The 2,763-nt window shown below is 71.9% G+C and carries 4 protein-coding genes; 3 read left to right on the forward strand and 1 reads right to left on the reverse strand.

Annotation, left to right across the window (positions count from 1 at the left end; all coding sequences use genetic code 11):
• Nucleotides 1-841: bifunctional methylenetetrahydrofolate dehydrogenase/methenyltetrahydrofolate cyclohydrolase (locus G6018_RS06905; RefSeq protein WP_182639232.1), on the reverse strand; the 841-nt coding region annotated here is incomplete at its 3' end.
• Nucleotides 842-901: 60 nt separating this feature from the next.
• Here G6018_RS06905 and G6018_RS06910 point away from each other — a divergent pair.
• From G6018_RS06910 to G6018_RS06920, 3 genes are all read left to right on the forward strand, one after another.
• On the forward strand, nt 902-1,393 hold the full coding sequence (locus G6018_RS06910; protein WP_182610420.1) for a tRNA (cytidine(34)-2'-O)-methyltransferase: 492 nt from the start codon (nt 902-904) through the stop codon (nt 1,391-1,393).
• A 14-nt stretch (nt 1,394-1,407) separates the two neighbouring features.
• On the forward strand, nt 1,408-2,406 hold the full coding sequence (locus G6018_RS06915; protein ID WP_182639233.1) for a metal ABC transporter substrate-binding protein: 999 nt from the start codon (nt 1,408-1,410) through the stop codon (nt 2,404-2,406).
• On the forward strand, nt 2,403-2,763 hold a 361-nt coding region (locus G6018_RS06920), incomplete at its 3' end, for an ATP-binding cassette domain-containing protein (protein ID WP_182639234.1). The genes G6018_RS06915 and G6018_RS06920, both read left to right, overlap by 4 nt.

A 2,763-nucleotide genomic window follows, 5' to 3' on the forward strand; every position in this document is an offset into this window, starting at 1 on the left:
GCCGCTCGCAGCGCTCGACCACGTTGGCCAGCAGGAACGCCCGCGTGAGCGGACCGACGCCACCCGGGTTCGGGGAGACCGCACCGGCGACGTCCCACACGTCCGGGTGGACGTCGCCGGCCAGCTTCCCGTCGAGCCGGGACACCCCCACGTCGAGGATCGCCGCGCCCGGCTTGACCATGTCCGGCGTGAGCATGTGGGCCACCCCGGCCGCGGCCACGATCACGTCGGCCCGCCGCGTCTCGGCGGCCAGGTCCCGGGTTCCGGTGTGGCACAGGGTGACGGTCGAGTTCTCGCTGCGGCGGGTGAGCATCAGCCCGATCGGGCGCCCCACGGTGACCCCGCGGCCGATCACCACCACGTGTGCCCCGTCGAGTTCGACACCGAATCGCCGCAGGAGGTGGATGGCGCCGTTGGGGGTGCACGGCAGAGGGGCCGTCGCGTTGAGGACCAGCTTGCCGAGGTTGACGGGATGCAGTCCGTCCGCGTCCTTGGCCGGGTCGATGCGCTCGAGGATCGCGTTCTCGTCGAGGTGCTTCGGCAGCGGTAGCTGAACGATGTACCCGGTACACGCGGGATCGGCGTTGAGCTCGTCGATCACGGCCTCGAGCTCGGCCTGACCGGTCTCGGCGGGCAGGTCACGCCGGATGGAGGCGATGCCGACCTGCTCGCAGTCGCGGTGCTTCATCTTGACGTAGGAGTGGCTGCCCGGGTCGTCGCCCACCAGGACCGTTCCCAGCCCCGGGGTGATGCCCTTGTCGCGCAACGCGGCGACCCGGTCGGTGAGGTCGGCGACGATCTCGTCGCGGGTGAGCTTTCCGTCCAGCTTGATAGCGGTCACGGGCGCCAGTATCCCACTCCGGAGCGGCCACGTCGCCAGCGCACTGCGAGAATGGCCGCCATGACCGGAGCCGGCGTGCGTGTGTTGTTCGACCGACCCCGCATCCCCCCCAACACCGGCAACGCGATCCGGCTGGCGGCGGGGGCGGGGTGTGAACTCCATCTGGCCGGGCCACTGGGCTTCGACCTGTCCGAACCGCAACTGCGGCGGGCGGGGCTCGACTACCACGACCTGGCGCACGTGGAGGTCCACGAGGATCTCGAGGCCGCGTACGCGCGACTACTCCCGGCGCGGGTGTGGGCGTTCACCGTGCGGGCCGACCGCTCGCTGCCGGAGGTCCGGTTCTCCCCCGGTGACGTCCTGCTGTTCGGGCCCGAGCCCACCGGTCTGGCCCCGGACGTGCTGGCCGACGAGCGCGTGACCGCGACGGTGCGCATCCCCATGCTGGCGGGTCGCCGCTCCATGAACCTGTCCAACGCCGCCGCCGTGGTGGTCTACGAGGCCTGGAGGCAGCAGGGCTACCCAGGCGGTATGGATATTCCGCCACTTTGACTTAATATTTCGGTATGCCGAAATCTCATCTGGCCGGGGGCCGCAATCCCCGGGCCGGTCGCCGGCGACCCTGGTCCCCCGCGGCCGCGGTCGTCGTCGCACTCGCGACCGCGATCGTGGCGGCCGCCTGCACCACCGGCACCTGGGGGGCGGTCGACGTGGACGACCGGCCCCGGTTCGCCGCCCGGGAGGCCGACGACAGGGTCGTGGTGGCCACGACCTTCACGATCCTCGCGGACATGGCCCGCCGCGTCGGTGGGGACCGGGTCCGGGTGGAGTCGGTGACGACCCCGGGCGCCGACATCCACCAGTACGAGCCGTCCGTCGACGACCTCAAGCGGGTCGAGGGCGCGGACCTGGTGGTGAGCAACGGTCTCGGCATGGACGACTGGCTGCTGCGCTTCATCGACGGGACCGACGCACGCCACGTGGTCACCTCCGAGGGGGTCGACCCGCTGCCGGTGCGCTCCGGCAACTACACCGGGCGGCCCAACCCCCACGCGTGGATGTCGCCCGACGAGGGCGCGAGATACATCCGGACGATCGCCCGCGCCCTGACCGAGGTCGACCCGGAGGGAGCCGAGGGGTACCTCGCTCGCGCCGAGGACTACGTGGCCGAACTCGACGAGCTGGCGTCCCGCGCCCGCGCGGCCGTGGCGGCGGTGCCGCAGGACCGCCGTGTCCTGGTCACGTGCGAGGGCGCGTTCTCCTACCTGGCCCGGGACCTCGGCCTGGAGGAGCTCTACCTGTGGCCGGTCAACAGCGAGTCCCAGGGGCTGCCGCGTCAGGTCACCGCCCTGATCGACGAGGTGCGTGACCGTGAGATCCCCGCCGTCTTCTGTGAGTCGACGGTCTCCGACGCGGCGATGGAGCAGGTCGCGGACGAGACGGGCAGCAGGGTCGCCGGGGTGCTGTACGTCGACTCCCTCTCCGCCCCCAGCGGCCCGGTGCCCACCTACCTCGACCTGCTCGACCACGACCTCGAGATCATCACCCGGGAGCTGACGTCATGACCGACCGACCACTGCCCTTCTCGGCGCACACGGGCCCGCCCGCCGTGGTCGTCACCGACCTCACCGTCGACCGCGGCCAGATCCGCGCGCTCGACTCGGTGTCCCTCTCGGTGCCGACCGGGGAGATCACCGTGCTGCTCGGCCCCAACGGGTCCGGGAAGTCCACCCTGCTCCAGTCTCTGCTCGGTCTGGTCACCCCGACCGGTGGATCGGTGCGCCTCCTCGGTTCCCCGGTCCGGCGCGCGCTGCGCACCGGACGGGTGGCGGCGGTGCCCCAGTCGGACGGGCTCGACGAGCGCTTCCCGGTCACCGCGGGTGAGGTGGTCATGCAGGGCCGCCGCCGCTTCACCGGTCCGT

This window comes from Dietzia sp. DQ11-44 (genome assembly GCF_014145205.1).
In the GTDB taxonomy this organism is placed as follows: Bacteria; Actinomycetota; Actinomycetes; order Mycobacteriales; family Mycobacteriaceae; genus Dietzia; species Dietzia natronolimnaea.

Excerpts from the sequence above, each read along its gene's own strand:
- G6018_RS06910 (WP_182610420.1), top strand. The coding sequence starts at position 902 with ATGACCGGAGCCGGCGTGCGTGTGTTGTTCGACCGACCCCGCATCCCC.
- G6018_RS06915 (WP_182639233.1), top strand. The coding sequence starts at position 1,408 with ATGCCGAAATCTCATCTGGCCGGGGGCCGCAATCCCCGGGCCGGTCGC.